Origin of the sequence: Bernardetia aquimarina (assembly GCF_042180575.1) — a bacterium.
GTDB lineage: Bacteria > Bacteroidota > Bacteroidia > Cytophagales > Bernardetiaceae > Bernardetia.
The window spans coordinates 92,625-113,424 of the sequence record NZ_CP170094.1 but is presented as its reverse complement, the minus strand read 5'-3'; the positions used below and the strand labels follow the sequence as shown (position 1 = coordinate 113,424).

General features: G+C 29.5%; 18 protein-coding genes. 4 read left to right on the top strand and 14 right to left on the bottom strand.

Annotated features, from left to right (window positions below; all coding sequences use genetic code 11):
* Positions 1 to 88: 88 nt before the first annotated feature.
* The 7 genes from lon to ACE193_RS00440 all read right to left on the bottom strand — a co-directional run bounded on the left by lon (position 89) and on the right by ACE193_RS00440 (position 7,300).
* The gene (lon, locus tag ACE193_RS00470; protein ID WP_375561059.1) at positions 89 to 2,638 is read right to left on the bottom strand and encodes an endopeptidase La; all 2,550 of its coding nucleotides are present in this window, start codon (positions 2,636 to 2,638) and stop codon (positions 89 to 91) included.
* Between the two features lie 322 nt (positions 2,639 to 2,960).
* The gene (locus tag ACE193_RS00465) at positions 2,961 to 3,551 is read right to left on the bottom strand and encodes a Mov34/MPN/PAD-1 family protein (protein WP_375561058.1); all 591 of its coding nucleotides are present in this window, start codon (positions 3,549 to 3,551) and stop codon (positions 2,961 to 2,963) included.
* Between the two features lie 104 nt (positions 3,552 to 3,655).
* Positions 3,656 to 4,222: a YfiT family bacillithiol transferase gene (locus tag ACE193_RS00460; protein WP_375561057.1), complete on the bottom strand. Its 567-nt coding sequence runs from the start codon at positions 4,220 to 4,222 to the stop codon at positions 3,656 to 3,658.
* Positions 4,223 to 4,320: 98 nt separating this feature from the next.
* Entirely contained in the window at positions 4,321 to 4,926 is a 606-nt protein-coding gene (locus tag ACE193_RS00455) for a ubiquitin-conjugating enzyme E2 (RefSeq protein WP_375561056.1), read from the bottom strand.
* 161 nt (positions 4,927 to 5,087) lie between these two features.
* Positions 5,088 to 5,342, bottom strand: coding sequence for an EsaB/YukD family protein (locus ACE193_RS00450; RefSeq protein ID WP_014799628.1), 255 nt, complete (start codon positions 5,340 to 5,342; stop codon positions 5,088 to 5,090).
* A 330-nt stretch (positions 5,343 to 5,672) separates the two neighbouring features.
* The gene (locus tag ACE193_RS00445) at positions 5,673 to 6,524 is read right to left on the bottom strand and encodes an alpha/beta fold hydrolase (protein ID WP_375561055.1); all 852 of its coding nucleotides are present in this window, start codon (positions 6,522 to 6,524) and stop codon (positions 5,673 to 5,675) included.
* A gap of 242 nt (positions 6,525 to 6,766) precedes the next feature.
* On the bottom strand, positions 6,767 to 7,300 hold the full coding sequence (locus ACE193_RS00440) for a hypothetical protein (RefSeq protein ID WP_375561054.1): 534 nt from the start codon (positions 7,298 to 7,300) through the stop codon (positions 6,767 to 6,769).
* 85 nt (positions 7,301 to 7,385) lie between these two features.
* Between ACE193_RS00440 and ACE193_RS00435 the strand changes: the two genes are divergently transcribed.
* A complete protein-coding gene (locus tag ACE193_RS00435; protein WP_375561053.1) occupies positions 7,386 to 8,417 on the top strand; it encodes a hypothetical protein in 1,032 nt (343 codons plus the stop codon).
* Between the two features lie 24 nt (positions 8,418 to 8,441).
* Here ACE193_RS00435 and ACE193_RS00430 read toward each other — a convergent pair whose 3' ends face one another.
* The 6 genes from ACE193_RS00430 to ACE193_RS00405 form a co-directional block, all read right to left on the bottom strand.
* The gene (locus ACE193_RS00430; RefSeq protein WP_375561052.1) at positions 8,442 to 9,431 is read right to left on the bottom strand and encodes a biotin/lipoate A/B protein ligase family protein; all 990 of its coding nucleotides are present in this window, start codon (positions 9,429 to 9,431) and stop codon (positions 8,442 to 8,444) included.
* A gap of 12 nt (positions 9,432 to 9,443) precedes the next feature.
* The gene (locus ACE193_RS00425; RefSeq protein WP_375561051.1) at positions 9,444 to 10,352 is read right to left on the bottom strand and encodes an Rpn family recombination-promoting nuclease/putative transposase; all 909 of its coding nucleotides are present in this window, start codon (positions 10,350 to 10,352) and stop codon (positions 9,444 to 9,446) included.
* Between the two features lie 113 nt (positions 10,353 to 10,465).
* Positions 10,466 to 12,673 (bottom strand): S46 family peptidase, encoded by a 2,208-nt coding sequence (locus ACE193_RS00420; protein WP_375561050.1) that lies wholly within the window; start codon positions 12,671 to 12,673, stop codon positions 10,466 to 10,468.
* Between the two features lie 221 nt (positions 12,674 to 12,894).
* Positions 12,895 to 13,329 (bottom strand): hypothetical protein, encoded by a 435-nt coding sequence (locus ACE193_RS00415; RefSeq protein ID WP_375561049.1) that lies wholly within the window; start codon positions 13,327 to 13,329, stop codon positions 12,895 to 12,897.
* Positions 13,330 to 13,337: 8 nt separating this feature from the next.
* Positions 13,338 to 14,291, bottom strand: coding sequence for an MvdC/MvdD family ATP grasp protein (locus tag ACE193_RS00410; protein ID WP_375561048.1), 954 nt, complete (start codon positions 14,289 to 14,291; stop codon positions 13,338 to 13,340).
* A 73-nt stretch (positions 14,292 to 14,364) separates the two neighbouring features.
* Complete coding sequence (locus ACE193_RS00405; RefSeq protein ID WP_375561047.1) at positions 14,365 to 14,517, bottom strand: hypothetical protein; 153 nt, start codon at positions 14,515 to 14,517, stop codon at positions 14,365 to 14,367.
* 351 nt (positions 14,518 to 14,868) lie between these two features.
* Between ACE193_RS00405 and ACE193_RS00400 the strand changes: the two genes are divergently transcribed.
* The 3 genes from ACE193_RS00400 to ACE193_RS00390 all read left to right on the top strand — a co-directional run bounded on the left by ACE193_RS00400 (position 14,869) and on the right by ACE193_RS00390 (position 19,501).
* Positions 14,869 to 18,225 (top strand): triple tyrosine motif-containing protein, encoded by a 3,357-nt coding sequence (locus ACE193_RS00400; protein ID WP_375561046.1) that lies wholly within the window; start codon positions 14,869 to 14,871, stop codon positions 18,223 to 18,225.
* A gap of 27 nt (positions 18,226 to 18,252) precedes the next feature.
* Positions 18,253 to 18,681 carry a DUF6584 family protein gene (locus ACE193_RS00395; RefSeq protein ID WP_375561045.1) on the top strand — a complete coding sequence of 143 codons (429 nt, stop codon included), beginning with the start codon at positions 18,253 to 18,255 and terminating at the stop codon, positions 18,679 to 18,681.
* A 94-nt stretch (positions 18,682 to 18,775) separates the two neighbouring features.
* Positions 18,776 to 19,501, top strand: coding sequence for a DUF4349 domain-containing protein (locus tag ACE193_RS00390; protein WP_375561044.1), 726 nt, complete (start codon positions 18,776 to 18,778; stop codon positions 19,499 to 19,501).
* 30 nt (positions 19,502 to 19,531) lie between these two features.
* On the opposite strand, the gene ACE193_RS00385 is transcribed toward ACE193_RS00390, so the two are convergent.
* Positions 19,532 to 20,749, bottom strand: a complete 1,218-nt coding sequence (locus ACE193_RS00385) for a hypothetical protein (protein ID WP_375561043.1) — start codon at positions 20,747 to 20,749, stop codon at positions 19,532 to 19,534.
* Between the last annotated feature and the right edge of the window lie 51 nt (positions 20,750 to 20,800).

Here is a 20,800-nt window from a genome sequence, read left to right as displayed (position 1 = left end):
GCTCGTGAGGACACGAGCAACGGTTAAATTTTGAATAAATATACTTACCATTGCTCGTGGGGACACGAGCAATAATTAAAAAATAAAATTAAACTCCTACACTTCCACTTTTTCCTTTTGAGGGATTTGTTGGAATTACTCTTATTTTTTTGGTTTCTTTATTTGATTTATTTTTTTGATTTACATCTTGTACTTCCAAAGGTCTAGCTGTTTTGTCTTTGTCTTTTACTAAAGCAAGTTTCAAAACTTCTCCAGCTCTTTCTACAAAATGAAACTTCATTCCTTTGATATAATGTTCTTCAATTTCCTCAATATCTTTCTGATTGCGTTTGCTCATCAAAATTTCGTTGATTCCTGCACGTTTGGCTGCTAAGATTTTTTCCTTAATTCCACCCACAGGAAGCACTTTTCCATGTAGTGTAATTTCGCCAGTCATTGCCAACTGATTTTTGACTCTTCTACGAGAATAAGCCGAAACCATAGCTGTAAGCATCGTAATACCAGCCGAAGGACCATCTTTAGGAACTGCCCCAGCAGGAACATGAACATGCAAATCGTATTGGTCAAAAAGCTGGTGGTCAATTTTCCATTCTTCTGCATTGGCTTTCAAATAAGAGAGTGCTGCACCAACCGATTCTTTCATTACATCGCCCAAACGACCCGATAAAGTAGTTCTGCCTTTTCCTTTACTCAAACTCACTTCGATAGACAAGATTTCACCTCCATATTGTGTCCAAGCTAGTCCAGTTGCTACTCCTACTGTTTCATTTTCTTCAAAAAGTTCTTTATCAAAAGAAGGTTTTCCTAATATTCTTTCAACTTCTTTAGGCGTAATTTTCTTTTGATAGTCCTCTTCCATCGCTACCGATTTGGCTACACTTCTGCAAAGCGATGCAATTTGTCTTTCCAAACTTCTAACACCTGATTCTCTTGTATAACCTTCTACTACAAAACGCAACGTTTCAGCAGTAAAACTAATATCTTTTGCTTGTAAACCGTGATTTTTTCTTTGTTTTGCTATTAAATGACGTTTTGCAATTTCAATTTTTTCTTCAATCGTATAACCAGAAACTTGAATAATTTCCATTCTATCACGCAGCGCAGGCTGAATAGTATCTAATGAATTTGCCGTAGCAATAAAAAGAACCTTAGACAAATCGTATTCAGTTTCTAAATAATTATCTACAAACGTATCATTTTGTTCTGGGTCTAAAACCTCTAGCAAAGCTGATGAAGGGTCTCCACGAAAATCACTACTTACTTTATCAATTTCATCAAGCACAAAAACAGGATTTGAAGAACCTGCTTTTTTGATATTTTGCATAATCTTTCCTGGCATTGCACCAATATAAGTACGACGGTGTCCTCTAATTTCAGATTCATCATGCATTCCACCCAACGAAATACGCATATATTTTCTACCTAATGCTTTTGCAATAGATTTTCCTAGAGAAGTTTTACCAACTCCAGGAGGACCATACAAACACAAAATAGGACTATCTAATGAGTTTTTGAGTTTCAGAACAGCTAGATACTCTAAAATACGTTGCTTTATTTTTTCTAATCCGTAATGCTCTTTATCTAATACTTTCTTAGCATTATGCAAGTCTAAATGGTCTTTTGTAGTAAACTGCCAAGGCAAGTCTAACATAAATTCCAAATAAGAAAGCGTAATAGAATAATCAGGAGAAGCAGGATTCATACGAGCAAAACGTTCTACTTCTTTCAAGAAAAACGTTTTTGTTTCTTCACTCCATTCTTTTTTCTCTGCCCTGATATGCAGTTTGTTTATATCTTTATCATTTTCATCTCCAATTTCATCTTGAAGTGTTTTAATTTGTTGGCGAAGAAAATATTCTTTTTGTTGTTGGTCTAAGTCCGAATTTGTTTTGTCTTTTATATCACTTTTAAGCTCTAAAAGCTGAATTTCTTTGTGCATAATCTTCAAAAGCTGAACAGCTCTATCAATTACTTTTGGAAGCTCTAGTAATTTTTGTTTTTCTTTTACCTCTACATTTGTATTTGCAGAGAGAAAATTAATAAGAAAATTAGGACTTTCAATATTTTCTAAGGCAATTTGCGCTTCTGGTGGAATGTCTGTACTCAAATGCAAAATCTTAAAAGCAGCTTCTTTTATAGATTCTATTAAAGCCTCCTTTTTGCGTTCCTCGTTTTTCTTACTTCCTTTTGAGTCACTTATGGATACATCTGTTAGATAAGTTGTTTTTCCAATCAAAAATGGCTCTTCTTGGGTAAGCTCATGAAGTTCGAAACGCTGTTTACCTTGTAGAATAATTGTTGTGTTTCCATCAGGCATCATAATTTTTTTGACAATTTTTGCCACCGTTCCTATGGAATGCAAATCTGATTTTTGAGGCTCATCTTCACCCAAGTTTTTTTGAGAAATGACACCAATATAACTCTCATCTCTATGTGCTTTTTTGATTAAACGCAAAGATTTTTCACGCCCAACAGTAATAGGCATAATAATCCCTGGAAACAAGACAGTATTTCTGACAGGAAGAATAAATAATTCTTCAGGCAAATCGTCTTCTAACTCACGAGCTGCATTTTCTAGCTCTTCCAAATCTATTTGAGGAATGTCTTCTTCTGTAAATGGCACTTGTATATTTTTCAAAAAATGTATGTGATTTTAGTGTACTTGAATATCAAAATTATAAAGAATAGATAACTATAACAATAGAAAAATGTCAGATTGTCAGCATTTGTATAAGACCTTTAATACTACAAACTAAATATGAAATTGTTATAAACTATAAAAATCATTCTTACGAGTGTAAAAAATAGTCAAAACGACTATTTTCTATATCCTGTTTGCAAGTGATGTACCAAGCCTATTTTTACCTTCTTTTGAATGAAAAATACGGCAAAATGGCAGTTTTTGCATTTTTTGTTTGAAGAAGTTTATTAATTAGAAATAGAAAAAATGAACAGCAATTTTATTCCAAGATACACAAAACTTCTTCAAACTTATTTCCTAAAAAACATTTTATTTCTTTTCGTTGTGGATTTAAAACTAGACCAAAATGCCAGTCTTTATCAAAAAAAGTAAGATGATTTTCCTTGTCAATATGAGAAAAATAAACTTCTAAATGTCTAGGATGTGTATGATACCAACCGATAAGCTGTTTTTTGGAATCTTTTTCTTCTATTTTGTCTTGTTCTTCCAACAAAGAATGCCAAGTAGCATGATTGAAATGTAGATGTCGCATCGAACCCTCAGCCGTAGTAGCAGCAAGTGCATAATTAACAATTCCTATAAATTTAGTTTCATTTTGTGCATTTTGATATTCTATTACTTCTCCAAAAAGCAAACCTCCTTGTTCGACTTGATTATCTTGAGTATCATTTCCAAAACCAATATGATTTTTAATAACTTCAAAGGCTTCTTTATGAAGAAAAATAGAATCTAAAACAGGTTGTTTTTGAAAATGGTGTTTCAAATTTTCTTCAAAAAAAGATTCCCAAAAAGGCATAGTTTCAGCTTTTTTGGGAAAATAAGGAGGTGTTTGTTTTGTGATATTAAACATAATTCAATTATGAATTACAAATTACGAATTACGAGTTAAAAATTAAATTATTTACACTGTAACTGAAATTTATAATTGTTCTTGTAAAATATTTTTTTTTTTTTTTAGTACTTTCCTTTTGCTTCAATGGCTTGCTCAATATGTGCTAAATGATGATTTGAGTGCCAAGAATAATTTGCTACCAATTCAAAAAGCGTAAAATAAACTTGATGTTCTGGATGAAAAAAGCGTTTTTCTAAATCAGATTCAGATAAAGATTCAATGATTATATTTAGCTTTTTATGAGTTCCTTCCAAAATAGAAATAGAAACTTCAATAGGCAATGTCATGTCTTGCAGTTCTGCCCATTTATTTTCTAAATACGGTTTTATAGTTGGTTCATCTTCTGTAAGAGTGAGTTTGAAACGAATAAGGGCATTGATATGACTATCCGAACAATGATGAATCACTTGTTTGATTGTCCAACCTTGAGGGCGATATTTCCAGTCTAGTTCTTCCTTTTTTAAGTTTAAAATTACGGCTTTTAATCGCATAGGAAAAGAAGAAATATCATTTTTCCACTCCAAAACCAAATCTTTAGCTTCTGAAAACTCAAATACAGGCTTTTCAAACTCTCCAATCGGATATTTGAGTTTGTCTAATTCTATTTTATCTAATTGAGTATTTTTCATCTCGTGTTTGTACTATACAAGCAAAGTAGGAAAAAGTATGCCCTTTTCCTACTATAATTTATTTACGTCTAACTTCTAAAATCATACTTTTGACTTTATTAGTGAATTCTGAATCCACCTCTTTTGTCATCTTGTGTAGTTGGTTCTGGCTTTTCTGTTGCTGTATCTGTTCCAAATCCTGTAATTTTGAATCCTGAGCTTTTCTTTGCAGCACGTTCTTTGGTTGGGTCAGGCATTTCTTGTTTATCACACGGAAAAATACCACTATTTCTCATACGCAAATACCAATTACGAGCTTCTTCATTGGCAGGGCTGTGTTCATTGGTGATTTCCATGTCATATTGAAGAGTACGAATCATTCGAATCATGTGCCTTCCCAAGCCTTCTGACATTTCCCAAGTTCCATAACACCAACGTCCATTTTTAAACCAGTTTGGATGATAAACGAAAGGTTCATCTAACAATTCTAATTGAGGTGGAGCTTGTGGATAGGCTTCAGGAAGTGTAATTTTGAGTCTGTGTTGATTGCGATAAGTAGGTTGTGTATCAGTAATACTTCGTACAAAAATAGTTACGTTATATTCTTCTACATAAGGCGCATTACCTACCAGTGGTTCAAAAGAAAGTAATGAACCACTAATATTTTCCATTTCTTTATAATCATTCGCCAAACGACGATTACGTATTTCTTGAGGAGTAGCCATAATCAGTTACCAGTAATCAGTTATATAGTAATCAGTTAATTCTAATGATTATAATAACTTTATGTTTAATTTTATTTTTTTTTTAATTTTAATAAATTATAGTTAGAAGTTTTGATTATAAATTATATTTACTTTTGACTTCTAAAATCTAATTTCTTACTTTATTTTCCTGCATCTGTTGCTGGGATTACTCTAAAAGTAGTTCCGTGAGTGATTCCTGCTTGCCCTAATGTTTGGTGATTGAGCATACGGTTTCCTCCTTTTATGGCAAGATTATATCCTTGCTGACTATTTTTGATAAAATCGTGTGTAATAAGTTCGCCTATAATTTCTTGTACGCTCATTGTGTCATCTAAAGTTGCACTAATCATGCGTCCATCAGTTGGGTGTACAAAGTTTACGTTTACGTCTGCCATGTTTGGAATTATCTATTTTTTGTAAGAATTTTTTTAATGATTTTTGAACTATTTTTTTATTCGAATTATAAATTGGAATAAAAGAATGGTTTTCTGATGCTCATTCTAATAAGCTACTAAGAAAATGAATTGCTATCAATTATGCAAAAAATAATTTGCTAAAACTAGCTTCTCTCTCTATTTGATAGTCAATTATACTAAATTAAATAGAATAAGGTTTTATTAGATAGTGCAAATTTACAGATTTACGATTTCAAAATCTATTTTCAAACGTAAGTTTTTGAGATTTTGTTTAGTTTATCACAAACTTCATTAAAAAAGCTATATTTTTCAAAACTCTTCACTCAAAAATTTAACAACAGCTTTACTCGTCTGAACAGGAACTTCTTCCATTGGCAAATGCCCCACACGTTCATAAATCAGCATCCTATTTTGTGGAATAAGCTCATGAAAACGATGTGCATTACGAACAGGAATCCAGCGATCTTCACGCCCCCACATAATCAAAACAGGCATAGCAAGATTTTTAAGATTCTTTGTGTTTTCTTTGTGTTTATTATTTACTAAAAGTAAAAATGCCTCTGGATTACCATCTCTAGTAAAAAGTTCGTAATAACGCTCTATCATCTGAGGGGTAATTTTGGATTGATTGTAATATACTTCTCTAACAAACTGTTCCAAAACATTGTGTTGAATCACATATTTTATAACACGTCCAAAAAACGGAGTACGAGCCATTTTGAAAGGCAATGGAATACTTTGTGCATCTAAAAAGCCTGCTGCATCTATCAAAATCAGTTTTTGTACTTTTTTTGGATAATGAAGTGCATACTCCCAAGCTACCCAACCTCCTAAAGAACTACCACCTAAATAAAATTTCTTTATTCCTAGTATTTCTAAAAAACTATTGAGATAATACAAATGTCTTTTCATCGAATAATCATCATCAGGAACTGTTCCTGTAAGTGCAAATCCAGGTAAATCCAAACGAATAATCTGATACTTTTTTGAAAGTCGTTTTGTCCATTCTTCAAAAGTGTGCAATGAGGAAAAAGCACCATGAAGTAAGACAAGTGGTTCACCTTCGCCTTCAATTCGGTAATGAATAAGCACACCATCAACACTCAAAAATCGTGAATGTTCGTTTGTATATTTTTTTAGAAGAGTTTGAAATTCGTTCACAAAGAGCTAATTGAAGTAAAAAATGAATAGTTTTTTAAAATATTTTGTGTGTTTGTTTATTGATTTAGATTCTTATTTCTCAAAAAATCTTTCCGAATAACGCAAATTAATAGCAAATTTCATAATCTATTTATCTAAAAAAAATGAATTAAAATAGTATCAGAGCTATAAAACACCTTATTTTTGACATTTATTATTATAAAATTGTATTTTTAAATTAATTTTTTACTTAAATCTATTTTTCATCTTTCTAAATCTACTCCTTCCCATTGAGGAACTGTTCGTAAATAACGATACGAATTAAGTTTATAGTTTCGGTTTTCAAATAACCTAAGAAATTGTATTGATACCAATGAAATAAAACCAGCAGTTATCATTACTTCAGAGCCATCTTTTTTTAATAAAGTATTTCCAACACCCAATGCCATAAATAAAACTCCTCCAGTTGTTACTGTTAGGCGAACAGCTTTTATATGTTTTTTACTTATTTGAATTACCCTAAAATCTTCTAAAGGTATCTTTGCAACTCCATTTATACTTATTGAATTCGAATCAATAGCTGTAATAGTAGCTGTTCGTTTGAAACCCTCATCTTTTAGTTTAAATTTTAGCTCATCACCAACATAAAAACGAATACGTTTCTTTCTACCAGGTTTGTTGAGTGTTAGATAATAACCCTTAGAGTTTGAATTATCTTGTGAAAATACTTCATTTATCACAAAAACAGAAAGGATAAAAAATATAAAGGTTGATAAGAGAAGTTGGGTAAATTTCATGGCAATTAATTTATAGATAGTTAAATTTTTGATAAAAAATGATAGAAATTCGTAGTTTTGATAAAATCAAATAACCTAAAAAGTCATGACTGATACGTGGATAATTGCTCAAATGCTGGCACAAAGCTGCTGTTTTTTTTTAATTTTGATGATTTTAACAACTGTTTTGAAAATTATTAAAAATTGGGATGTATCAAGTAATGATGAAACTCAAATCAATCTTGAAAGACGCACGTTTTTAGTTGGAGCAGTTTTAGAATTTGTGCTTTTATTTCAAAGTTTTTCATTGATTGCCTTTTTGGTTACAATTAATGAACATATTCCTTCACTTTTGCGTGGTGCAATGTGTGCAACAGGTGCTTTAGAAGCAAATCAGTTTGGTTATCCTCTTTTATATTTTAAGATAGGAAGTTTATTTGTGTATAGTAGTTTTTTGTTTTTACATTTTTTGGATAAAAAAGAACCTACTTATCCTCTTACCCCTCAAAAATATTATTTAGTTGTTCCTGCTTTTTTGTGTGTCAGTACAGAACTTGTTTTGATATCTCTTTATTTTTGGAATATCAATCCTGATTTGATTGCAACATGTTGTAGTGTGAGTTTTTTTAGTCAAGAAGTAGATCTTACTCATTTTCTCAATTCATCCGTATTTCTTAATCAAGGTATTTTTGTCTGGATTACTACAGGAAGTATTTTAGGAATATATTTAATTTTTAATTTATTTAAAAATAATAAATCCCACAAAACACATAAATTAAGTAAAAAAACTCTTTTTTCTAATTTGCTCCTTTTTGTAAATGGTATTTTGTATATCGTTTTGAGTGTTTATGTGTTGAAATTCTTTTTTGTAAAATACATTTATGGCTTACCTTCGCATCTTTGTTTATTTGATATTTTTTTTCAGAAGTACAATTATATTGGCTATCTGATTTTTTTTAATTTATTTTTTTTAGGACTTTTTTTGGTCAATAAATTAATTTTTGTGTCAGTAGAAAATAGATTAAAAACCAACTATTCTTTATTTTGGAACAAATACCAAAAAATCACTTTGCTATTTTGGATTCTATCTTGGCTTGTTCCATGTATTTATTATTTTCTTTGGAATGGAAGTTTATAAAATTCATAAATAACTACAACTATCTTAAAACCACAACTCTAAATCCTTTTCTACAAAACCAATCGGTAAAAGAATTTCTTCTAATTCTTCTTTTTTATAGATTTTATCTACCAAATTTTGTAATTCTCTATTTAATAAGTGGTTATCGTCTGTACTAATTTCTTGAATTACTGCACCTCTACTCAGCTTTATTTTGATAGAATATTCTTGATTTTTTAAAATCACTTTCCTAGTAACTTCACTTGCTGGCGAACGTCCCCAAATCCATTCAAAAGATTTATATTTTTCGATGGCAATTTTTTCTATTTCTTTTACTTCTTCTTGAGTAAATGTGTGTAAATGAGTTGGTTTATTGAAATACAATAGAATAAAATACGCTAATCTTTCTTCAAACTCTTTTATTGTTGGAATATCTGAATAATGATTATTCTCTAAAACTTCTTTGATATTAATTACTTTACTTCTAACTGATTTAAGACTTTTGGAGTTTACTTCTATATTTGTAGGAATTGTTATAGCTTTTTCTAGCTTGTCCAAGTCTGAATTAAAAAGAAGTGTTCCGTGTGTAATAAAACGGTTTTTGTTGGTGTACTGAGCCGTTCCTGTAATTTTTCGTTTTTCTCCTGCTGTATTTTTAAGCCAAATATCCGAACGTTCTCCTATATTTGCTTCTAATCCTAGTGTTTTCAAAAATTCTACAATCGGAAGTAAAAGTGAATCGTAATTAGCAACCAATTTTGTATTTAAAGGCTTTATGAAGCTAAAATTAAGATTATTCAAATCGTGATACACCGTTCCACCACCCGATATACGACGAGAAAGAAAAATATTTTGAGAACTTAAATAATTATAATTCATTTCTTCCCAAGCATTTTGATTTTTGCCCATTACTAAGGAAGGTTCATTACGATAAAATAACAAATACTCACTTTCTTTGTCAGTAAAATTAGATAGATATTCCTCTAAGGCGAGATTGAAAAAAGGATAGTGAGAAGGAGAAAAGATTAGTTTCAAGTTTTTTGATTTTTATTTAATTGATTGTTCATTTTTTAATTCTTCTATTTTTGATAAGGGTAGTCCTGTAGCTTGTGCAATTTGAGAAATATCCATTCCCATATTGATTAGATTTATTGCTGTTTCAATCTTACCTTCAATTTTACCTTCAATTTTGCCCTCTATTCTTCCTTCACCAAAATACGTATCCATTGCACTTTTCAAGTCCCAATAATCTTTTAAACTTTCTTGATAAACAGCTAACTCTTTTCTATCCATTTTTGCAATCTCTGCAATTTCAAAAAGACGTTTAAAAATTCCGTCAGTTAGTTCAATAGGAAGATTTGATAATTTGTGAAGATTTTTGAAAGCAAACAACCAACGCTCATAATCATTTTCTAATTCCTGTAAAGTCTTATCAAATTTAGGAATTTCTAAAAAAATTAGGGTTAGTTTATTGTAAAAAACAGATTTTGAGTAAGTTTCCATTAGTTGAACATGTGATTCCCACTTATTTTTTCGCTTCGCTTCCTGTTCTTTTGTAAGGTTGTGATCGATTTCGAAGTCTAAGATACCAATCGTATAAACATTTTTCAATTCATATTTCCATTCTTTTCCAACTTGTGCCTGTTCTTGAATTGCAAAGCTAGAGTAATAAATACTTCTATCTTTAAAAAATTTTTGTTTCACTCGTTGTACTTCTACAATAAACTTTTCTCCTTTATCATTGGTGCAATACAAATCAAAAACGGCTTTTCTATCTCTATCATTTTTTCCCATGTGTTCGGTATTGAGATAAGTTAGCTCTGTTATTGTTTCCTTGTCTTGTAATAGTTCATTTAAAAAATTCATCAATAAATCTTTATTTGGCTCTTCTCCAAATACTTTCTTGAATCCGTAGTCTGTAAAAAGATTAATATATCTATCTGTCGTCGTTTTCATTTATTTTAAAGTTTAAATTATAACACAAGATACTAATTTTAATAAAATAATTCACAAAAAAGACGATACTATACTAGCATCGTCTTTTTTATAAAATTAAACTGTATTACAATTTACTTACTTTTTTTGCCTGTAACTAAGTTCATTTCATCGATAAGATGAGAAGCACCAGCAAGTTTGTCAATACAAAAAAGTACATAACGAATATCTACATTGATACAACGTTTGTACTGCTCATCAAAAACTAAATCCCCTGTCATAGCTTCCCAGTTTCCGTCAAAAGCTAAACCAATAAGTTCGCCATTTCCATTGATTACTGGACTTCCAGAGTTTCCACCTGTGATGTCATTGTTTGTAATAAAACCAACGTGAAGTGTTCCATCTTTATCTGCATATTTGCCATATTCTTTAGACATTTGCATCTCTAAAAGTTCTTTAGGTACATCAAATTCATCGTCTTTAGGTACATACTTTTCAGCAACTCCTTCTAAAGTAGTAAAATACTGGTATTTAACACCATCTTTTGGCGAATAGTCTTTTACATTTCCATAAGAAAGACGAAGCGAAGAGTTTGCATCAGGATAATATTTTTTATCCTTATTTTTTACTAAAAGACCAGCTACATAATCTTTCATAGCAGAAGCAACTTCTTCATTAGCGACCATTAATTGAGGTCTTACTTTTGCATAATAAGTTTCTACTACTGAAGTAATAAGTTGTATAACTGGGTCTTTTTCCATTGCATCTGCATTTGGATTTTCTAAAAGTTTCATTGTTTTTTCTTGACTTGCAAAAGCAGAGTTTTCGAAAATAACATGTGCATACTTATTAAAGTCGCCTCCATTTTCTCCAGCTATTCTACCAAATATTTCTGGGTGATATTCTTTATCAATATCTGTATAAAACATTCCTAATAAAGCTGCTGTAACATTTTCATCAACAGTTGCATTGTATTCTTCAAAATGTTCTTTGGTAGCTTCTTTGAGTTTTTCGATCATTGCATCTACTTGCTCTTGATTTTCTTCGTTTACTCCTGCTGCTAATGTTTTTTGTAATTGAAGAAAACTAGTACCAAATTCTACGATTTCACTTCCAAAGAATGCTTCTTGCCAGTAAGCACTCCAAAGTGAATAATCTACCGAACTACTATATGCTTTATCCAAACGAGAAAGTGCTGTACTGTACGCTTCATTTCCAGAAGCATCTGCCCATGTTTGATATTCTTTTTCTTCTACTCGTTTTTTATCAATCGTTTTGAGACGTTTTAGTCCTGCATTCTGTCCAATAAAATATTTGTAATAGTTGCTAATTCCAGCATATTTTGAAGCATACGCAATACGAGTAGCAGCATCTACATCCATTTTTTCTTTCATAAGTGACAGTCTTTTTTCACGTAGTTTTATACGAGCGGGGTTTGTAACAGCATAATCAACATCAAGACCATACGAAGTTTTGAAACGTTGAGTGCTACCTGGGAAACCAAAAACCATAGCAAAATCGCCTTGATTCACACCTTTCATAGAAACAGGTAAAGAATGTTTAGGTTTCAAAGGAACATTTTCAGTAGAATATTCAGCAGGCTTTCCATCTTTGTCTGCATAAACACGAAGCAATGAAAAATCGCCTGTATGACGAGGCCACATCCAGTTGTCTGTATCACCACCAAATTTTCCAATAGAAGAAGGAGGCGCACCTACCAAACGAACATCCAAAAACACTTCTGATACAAAAAGATAATACTCATTTCCGTAGAAAAAGTCTTTGATGTATCCTTTGTAATGTGTGTCTTTTGTGTGTTCTGCAATAATTTCAGCTTTAATCTCTTCTAATTTCTTAGCTTGGTCATCAAGACTAAGTCCATCAAGAGCTTTTTTCACACGCTCAGTTACATCTTCCATTTTTACCAAAACAGAAGCTGTAATACCTGGGTTTGGAAGTTCTTCAGCAAGACTTTTTGCCCAAAAACCATCTGTTAAATAATCATTATCTACTGTACTATGATTTTGAATCATATCAAAAGCACAGTGATGATTAGTAAGCAAAAGTCCTTTTGATGAAATAGCTTCTGAAGTACAGAAGTTCCAAGAAGGGTCGCCATAACCAAGACCAAAAATAGCATCTTTCAAACTTGAGTTATTGACACTATAAATTTCTTCGGCTGTCAGTTTTAAGCCATTTGCTTTCATATCTGCTTCATTTAAGCGTTTTACAAGCATAGGCAACCACATACCTTCATCGGCACGAGTATAGCCTGTTAGCATTGTAAATGCCAAAATCAGAGTAGAAATTTTTAGGCTAATTTTAAAATTAGGTTTGTACATTGTGTGTATTTAATTTTTAGAAATAAGGGAATAAACGTAAAATGACTGATTATTTTTTCACTAAATTTAAAGGAATTAGTAATTTAAAAATCAGATAACTTACAAATGTAAAAAAAAATGCTAGTGTTTTTAGCAATTTTTAAATAAAAAATGAATATCTATTAATCTATTTTATGAAACTACTTTCCTGCAAGGAGAAAAACACATCAATAATAAAGTTTTTAATTTGTTTTTTTTAAGTAAAAAATTCTTATATGATTATTATTTCTGCTAATATTCTTTTGTAATACAGCACTTGAATCAGTCAGAGTACTAAAACACATATTACCAAAAAAGTAAGGTTTGCCTCTATCCTCTTGAATTACAAAATCAAGAGTTAAAGAATCTTTTTGGATACAAATTCCTTCCTGTCCTAAAAGCCAGTAAGTTGTAGTATCTTTTATTTTTTCTTTAAAAGATAGAAATCCATTAAAATCACTTAGTATATTTCCTTCTGAAGCATAAATAGTCGTATCTCCTTGCAAAATTTCAACAGTTTTGTATAAATGCCATTTTGATTCAAAGAATAATTTTGTGTTTTTAGAATTCAATTTGACAAAATCATTGTCTTTAGTAGAAAAACACAGCAGCAATAAAGTAAAGGTTATAAATTTCATAATTTAGTTTATTTAAGTAGAAACGTAGTAAATTTTTCAGCTAAATTCAATTTTTTATCTTTGTCCAAAAAAAGAAAATAACCTGGGTTGTTACACTCTATAAAATAAAATTTATTTTTTGTTTCTATAAAATCAAAACTTCCAAAATCTAAATTAAATGAAGTAAGATAATCAAAACAAGATTGACTAAAAGAAAAATTTTCGATGTAAGTAAATTTAATTTTATCCTCAGAACGTCGCCAGTCTAATGTATAATCTCCTTCTATTTTGAAGGCATATAACTGATTCCCAAAAATAACAACTCTATACTCACAAATAAAGTCTAATTTTTCTTGAAAATGATAGATATGAAAATCAATCTCATCATTTATAATCCATTCATACATTTGTGGACTAATGAGAGTTGGATACGTAAAATAAGCATTTTCAGAATTTTCTTTTGTGATATAATCCGAACCATAAATAGATTTGAACAATATTGTTTTGTCTTTTGCAAAATCCTTAAAAGACTCTATTGTATTGGTAATGACTTGCTTAGGAATTTGAAAACCGACTTTTTTTGCCTGTATCTGTTGTTTTATTTTATCTGCTGCTTGTCGTGTAAAATTTGGATTAGATACAATTTTGATAGAAGAATTTTCAGCACAAGCCAGTAACGCATACAAACTAGCTGAATATTCATTCGTTAAAAATGTCTTTAAATGCTCCTCTATTTCTGAACTATCTATATTTGAATCTCTTGACCACCAAATTGTCTTTATTTCAGTAGAATGAATAGAAATATTTGTGTTTTTGTTAGTTACTCTGAATTCAAACTCTTCTAAATCAATATAAATTTCATATTCTGTATTAAGATTATCTGTATTTATTCTAAGAAATACATCTTTTTCAAGACTTTTTTCTATCTCATCTACCTCATAATCAGTAGTATTACTAATAATTAAAATCTTAGTTCTTTTCATAATAAAAATAGGAATTAAAAAAAACTGTAATATAGATTATTACAGTTTTTTATATTAGAATATAAAATTATATTTATTTTCTAGCTCGTTCTTGTTTTCTTTGTGCAGATTTATTGTGTTCTTCTCTTTTTACTCCTCCAATAACTTTAGCAAGTTCTTCTTTTTTTAATGGCGTAATAGATAATGAAAGTTCTGTCAATGATTTTTTCACTTGTTGATTTTTCATAATAACGAATTTTTATTAGGTTAAGTCAATGTACTAAACAACGTGTATAGTTACATTTTCAAATATATGCTATTTATTTTAACTATACAAATTTAGGGCAAACGCACGAAATTTTTAATATGGTTGTAATAGCTCAAAAACAGGCTTTATTTATCAGAGTAATATTAAAATACAAAGTCAAAAACTAGCTTGATTTGTTTTAAATAGACACAGAAAAATTTCGTGCGTTTGCCCTAATACAAATTTAACGTCTAAATATTCTCCATTTTTTAGCTTGTAGTAAAACTATCTATTTTTTATTCTTAAAATTTAGTATCTTGAAAATTACTTCTACTAGCCTAAACTCTACTTATGAAAAGAAATAAAAAATCAACTACCCTACTCATCCTACTATTTTGCTTTATTTCTCAAATTTCTATTGCTCAATTTGATATAAATGGAACTCCTTTTATTCAAAATTATGATAGAAAGATTTACAAGAGCAGTAATGTAATTTGGACTATTACACAAGATAATCAAGGAAAAATATATGCAGCTACACGAGATAATCTATTACAATACGATGGTGTAAGCTGGAAAAAATTCAAAACTTCCATCAATGGAGGAGTTAGAGATATAGTTATTGATGAAAAAGGAACTTTATATATTGCTGATGAATCTGATTTAGGTTATATAAGTCCTAATAAACATGGAAAGTTAGTTTATCATTCTCTCTCTCATTTGTTACCCAAAGAATATCAAGATTTAACGTTTATCACGCAAGTAAATTATTTCGAAAATGAGGTTTATTTTTCTAGTGAAGATATTTATTATAAATTCAATCCTGCTGATAGTAGTTTTGTGATAGAAAAACAAACAAATGGTAATAAGTTAAGTCTGTTTCAATTTGAAAAAAGACTTTTCTTAACTAAATCAGATAAAGGATTATTTGAAAAAATAAATGGAGAGTGGATACAAAAATTAGATACAAGTTATTTTACAGACGATAACATAAAAGGTTTCTTTCCTTACAAAAAAGACCAACTACTTTTTTTTGGTTCAAAAACTGGGGCTTTTTTATATGATGAAAAAAAAGATACTGTAAGCAGATTCCAAACTCCTGCTAATGAGTGGATAGAAAAAAATTATTTATATAAAGCTACTTATTTTCAAGACCAAAATAAAAATTATTATTATATATTAGGTTCTTTTGATGATGGTGTTTTGATAATTGATACAAATGGAAAAGTAGTTCAACATATAAATAAAAAAGTAGGTTTAATTTCAAATGATGTTTCAGATTTTTATGTTGATAATCAAAATGCGCTTTGGGTAGCTACCTATAAAGGCTTAACAAAAATTTCTTTCGAACTTCCTTTTACATTTTTTAACTTTAATCATAATGTTACCAATCGTGTTAATCAAACTTACAAAAATACAGATAATACGATTTATATTGCTGCCAACAATGGTTTATTCTTTTTAAAAAACAACAATTTTGAAATAGTAAAAGATTTTCCTCATACACAATGTTGGGAAATTGTTCCTGTTACAGATTCTAAATTTGTGGCAGCAAGTGGAAATCGTGGTTTTTTCTATGTTTCAAATAAAAAAGTCATTCAGAATGTAGATGGAGATTGGGCTACAATGGCAATAGCTCGCTCAAAAAAAGACAGTTCTATTTTTTATAATGGAAAATATCAAGGTTTTGAAGTGCTGCGTTATCAGAAAAATCAAGACAGATTTATTCGTTTGGGAGAGGTAAAAGCAATGGAAGAAATTATTACTAGAGGAGTAATAGAAGATATAACTGGTTTTGTTTGGACAACTAATCCAGCTAAAGGATTTTATCAGATTGATATAAAAGATTTTTCCAAAAAAAGCATTGAAGAAGCAAAAGTAACTCTACAAACAAAAGGTTTAGAAGAAATTAAGAATTGCCGAATGAAAGAGCAAGGAGATAAAGTTATTTTTACTTCAGCAGATAAGGAATATATTTTTGATTATGAAAAGCAACTTTTTGAACCTTATGTCAAAAGTAGGTTTACTTTAGTCAAAAATCTTTTTATAGATTCTCAAAATAATCATTGGGATTTAGCTAATAAAATAATTTATCAAAATGGAGATAAAAACAAAGCAGATTCTACCACACTTTTAGCTATTGATGGAGATATTCGAAATGTAGTAGAAGATACAAAAAATGAAAATAAAGTTTATTGGATATCTACAAGTGAAGGACTTACATTTTATCAACCTCAACTAAATTTTGGAAAAAAATCTGAATTTGTTACCTATATCAGAGAAATAAAATTATCAAATTTGGATAGTATTATTTTTTATGGAGAAGGAAATGCAAATGAAGTTTTGGAAGAAAATCATTTTGAATATAAAAATAATTCATTTGTTTTTAGTTATGCAGCTCCTAATTATTATCTTGAAAAAGAAACACTCTATCGTTTTAGGTTGAAAGGTTATGAAGATAACTGGTCAGAATGGACAAACCAAACACAGAAAGAATATACTAACTTGGACAGAGGAGAGTATATTTTTGAAGTTCAAGCCAAAAATTTTCTTAATCAAATTAGTAGTATAGATTCTTTTTCTTTTTCTGTAAAGCCTCCTTTTTACAGAACTACTTTAGCCTATATCATTTATTTGATTTTGGCAATTTTATTTGTTTATGGAATAGTTAAGGTGTATACATTTCGTTTGAAACGTTCAAAGAAAAAATTAGAAAATATAGTAGAAGAACGAACACAAGAAGTAGTTCAGAAAAATGCAGCTTTAGAAACCCAAAAAGAGGAAATTATACTTCAATCTGAAAGTCTAAGACAAATAAATGAAGAGTTGAGTATTACGGTAGAAATGGTAAATAATCAAAAAAATGAACTTCAAGAACAAAACAAAAATATAAATTCTAGTATTACTTATGCCAAACGAATACAAGAAGCTATTCTGCCTTTTGAGAGTAGAATAAAAACAGCTTTAAAAGAACAAGGAAATAATGATTTTTTTGTTTTTTACAAACCTCGTGATGTCGTAAGTGGCGATTTTTATTTTTTTGAAGAAGTAAATGATAAAATAATAATTGTAGCTGCTGATTGTACAGGACATGGTGTTCCAGGGGCATTTATGTCTATGATAGGAAATCAACTTTTGAATACAATTATAAAAGTAAATGAAATTACAAATCCTGCCCAAATATTAGAAGAATTACACAAAGGAATTTTTGAAGCATTAAAGCAAGATGATTCAAAAAATATGGATGGAATGGATGCAGTAGTCATTACATTACACAAAACCCAAAATTTCAATTCTTTTTCTCATTTAGAATATGCTGGAGCTATGAATCCTTTGTATATTATTCAGAATGACGAATTACAGATTTTGAAAGCAAATAAAAGAAGTATAGGAGGAAAACAAAAGAGCAATCAAAAGATAGAAAAAGTTCAATTTTCGACACAAGAGTTTTCTTTTTATGATAAAAGTAAAGAAGATAAAAATATACCTACTACGACGATTTATTTATGTACTGATGGTTTTCAAGACCAATTTGGGGGGGAGAATGGAAAAAAATTGATGTTGAAAGGATTTAGAAATATTCTTTTAGAAGCAAGCCAAAAACCTATTTCAAATCAAAAAGCATTCTTTGAAAATCAGTTTGTAGAATGGAAACAGAATGAAAAGCAAATTGATGATGTACTTGTTTTTGGATTGAGAGTGGGATAATGTAAAATGGATATTCTGAATTTATATATGAAAAAACATAGTACAAAAGAACGATTATTCTGGAAAGTTGATAATGATTTAGCAAATGATGATTTGGATAAAGCTACCTCTAGGCTAGAAAGTTCTTTGCAGTTTAATATTCTTGATACAACGTATAGGAAAAAACTTGGAAATTTATATCTACAAAAAAACAACTTTATCAAAGCAGGAAAATATTTTTATTTGCTAGAAAACAAATCAGAAGTAGAGCAGGAAGCTATAAAGGTCTTTGAAAAACGTTTTGGAAATGATGCTATTTTAATCTGTAAAAATATTATAACCCAATGTCATTTTTCATTTTCAAGATTAAGTAATCATCAAAAAAGCATTTTTAGAAACTTACTTCTTGATATTCATTTAAAATTTGGTATTACTCCTAATTTTTTAAAAGGGTTAGAAAGACACTTGAATAAATAAAACATATCTGAAAAAAAAGTTATGCAAAAAGAATGTTTTGAGCATCATGGAATAAAATCGTTTAAACACTTTATTCTATCAAAATTTTTATTTTATGATTAATTTAACCCTCAAAAAGTTTGTATTCATTTTACTATTATTCTCAAGTTTCACTTTGTTTAGTTCTTGTTATCCTTCCAAAAGGTATGCTGCAATGACTCAAAACAAAGGAGATTACTCTAATTCTTCAGCTAGTTTAGAAAAAATTAAACTGGATAAAATTCAGAAAAATCCTAAAGATCCCAAAACACCAAAAGAAAAACGAAAAATACTTTATTCTGCCAATCTCACACTCATTTCTACTCTACCAGATAGCATAAATCCACAATTAGAACAAATCACAGAAAAATATGATGGTTATATAGGTAATTTGAGTACAACTGAAACAACTATCAGAATTAAGAGTGAATATTTTGAAACAGTTGTGGAAGAAATAGGGAAACTAGGAAAAATTACACATAAAAATATTTATGGAAACGATGTAACTGAACAGTATTGGGATGCTCAAATCCGTTTGGATAATGCATTAGAAACTAGAAAACGTTATTTAGAACTCTTAAAAATGGCTCAAAATGTAGAAGAAGCTATTTTAGTAGAACGAGAATTAGCACGGATTACACAAGATATAGACCTTTTGAAAGGGCAAATTAATAGATTAGATAATTTAGAAGAATTTGCTACCATTAGCATTTCTATCAAAGAAAAAAAGAAATTAGGTGTTTTAGGTTATGTAGGAGTAGTTTTGTACAAAACAGTAAAATGGTTTTTTGTGAGAAACTAGAAAAAGTAATTTTACCTGTAAACCATCAACCTACCTTAACCATCCAGTTTTTTTGAAAGATTCATACATTTGTCCTAAATTCTTTTCTGTCAATATATCTTTTATTTTTTCTGTAATTCCTATAGTACAACCTTGACAAGTATTAAGTTGTATTTCAGATTTTCTTAGTTCATTCATTTGTTTTACTTCATTTTGCTTAATTTTAACTCCATTCTTATTCAAAAAATCAAGTCCAATATAACCATAAGTTGAAATTTCTGGATTTATTGACTTTAACCAATCTGCTAACTTAGTATATTTTTTTTCTTGAACCAGTTCAAGCATTTCTTGACATTTTTTGGGTGGCGAACCTCCAATACCACAAAAAGTACCATATATATAGGTATCCAAATCACTATTTTCTAATTGACTATTCTCTATTCTTTCAACAAGTGTTTTTTGGTCTTTATTTTGAATTAATTTTAAATATGCTAAATTGTTGTTAAGTGTAATAATATTTAGTTCATATGAATGTCCAACAAGTCTAATTTCTATATTTTCTTGTACTAAACTTTTTTCAATTTGTCTATTAAAAACTATTTGCTTTTCAAGTCCATAAGGTTTTTTTTCAGTCACTTTCTCTTCAGACCAAAACTGACCTAATCTTTCAAAATCAAATTCTTCTAGTTTAAGAATTGATATTAAAGTATCTATCTTTTTTTGAACAGGCTTGTAATTAAATTCAAAATTAACTCTTGAAAAATCTCCATATCGACCATCATTATTAATTTCAATTTTATAGATTTTTTTGCTTGCATCATACCCTTCATCATTAGAGTCTTTTCTAATATAAAATGATATTCCACTTTGAGAATGATGAGCATCAGATTCTGATGTAAAACAGCCTTTATCACCATATTTAGTCCAAACATCTTTCATTGTACTTTTACCTAATACAATTCCATTTTTTGTTTTTGCTTCGAAAGGTAATTCTATGGAAATTGACCTTACAATTTGATTTTTGTCGTAAGGGTCTATCTGAAAAGCCAATCCAATTTTATCAAATACATAAGTTGTTACTAAAGTATGTTCTAGTAATTTATAATCAGTTCCATAGATTTCAATCACATTTGAAATTTTAGAAGAATCAATAACAATGGGAACTCCTTCAACTCCTTTTCTTGGAGTAACTAAATTCGTTTGTCCAAAAGCTGAATGAAGATAAAAAACAAAAAAAATGATACTTATTACTTTGACTATTTTTTGCATAAATTACCTAAAATTAAATTTTAATTAAGAATTTTTCAAGACATTTCATTC